We start from the raw sequence: 1284 nt of genomic DNA, 5'->3' as shown, positions 1-1284 counted from the left end.
GTGCATCCGTATCTACGATACGAACTTGGGTCATACAATACAAGCATAATGGTGTAGAAGCGTTTATAAAATCCTATGCAAGTTACTCTGCACAGTTTAAACTAGACGTACTGAACTATATGAATGACCAAGGGACGTCATCGGATGAAGCAGCGGCAATTTTTAATATTCCTTCATCTGGTTTAATTCGTAAATGGAGAAAACAATTCGCATCACAAGGAACAGACGCCCTTATATCAAAGAAAGAGGGACGTTTAAACATGGTGAAGAAAACAAAAAAATCTACTACACCTATTAAAGGATCAATCGAAGAATTACAAGTAGAAGTAGAACGCTTACGAATGGAGAATGCATATTTAAAAAAGTTGAATGCCTTAGTTCAAAACAAGGAACAATTACAAAACAAGACAAAGTAAAAATAATTTTTGAATTAAGGGCTGAATTTCCTATACAGACAGTATTAAAATTTGCCTGCATTCCACGTAGTACATATTACTACTGGGTAAAAAAATGGAATGTCCCTGACAAAGATGCCGAACTAAAAACACTCATTCAAACTATTTATAATGAACATAAAGGACGTTATGGTTACCGACGTATTCGTGATGAGCTTATGAACCGTGGGTATCAGATCAATCATAAAAAGGTACAACGTATCATGAAAGAGTTGGGATTATCCTGTCTCGTTCGCGTGAAAAAATATCGCTCTTATAAAGGAAATGTTGGCAAGGTTGCTTCTAATATTTTAGAGCGTAATTTTCAAGCGGAAAAACCAAATGAAAAATGGGTTACGGATATCACAGAGTTTAAAATACTTGGAGAAAAGTTATATATGTCACCCATGTTAGATTTATTTAATGGAGAAATTATAACGTATACCATCTCTTCCAAACCAACCTATTCACTGGTTTCCAACATGTTAAATCAAGCTTTGGAACGTTTAACAGAGGCCGATAGGCCCCTTATCCATTCTGATCAAGGTTGGCATTATCAAATGGAGAAATACCGTTGTTCCCTTACAAAACATGGCATTACACAAAGCATGTCACGGAAAGGGAATTGTTACGACAACGCAGTGATTGAGAATTTCTTTGGCATCATGAAATCTGAACTTCTTTATCTACAAGAATTTGAAAGTGTAGAACATTTTAAAAAAGAGTTGGCTAAGTATGTAGAATATTATAATCACAAACGAATTAAGGCAAAATTAAAAGGTATGAGTCCGGTGCAATACCGAACACATACCAAAGGGGCTGCCTAATAAAATAATATGTCTAACTTTTT

1 protein-coding gene is annotated in these 1284 nt (G+C 35.0%); it reads left to right on the top strand.

Going from position 1 to position 1284, the window contains the following annotated elements; translation table 11 throughout:
• A protein-coding gene (locus LOK41_RS28175; RefSeq protein ID WP_241819376.1) for an IS3 family transposase occupies positions 1-1261 on the top strand; the annotation gives its coding sequence in 2 pieces (ribosomal slippage) (positions 1-357 and positions 357-1261; 1262 coding nt annotated over the 2 pieces). This gene is flagged as partial in the annotation.
• Between the last annotated feature and the right edge of the window lie 23 nt (positions 1262-1284).

It is taken from the genome of Bacillus sp. TL12, from assembly GCF_022625245.1.
Lineage (GTDB): Bacteria > Bacillota > Bacilli > Bacillales > Bacillaceae_G > Bacillus_A.
Note: the sequence above shows the minus strand (reverse complement) of the source record. Positions and strands in the feature narration are given on the sequence as shown.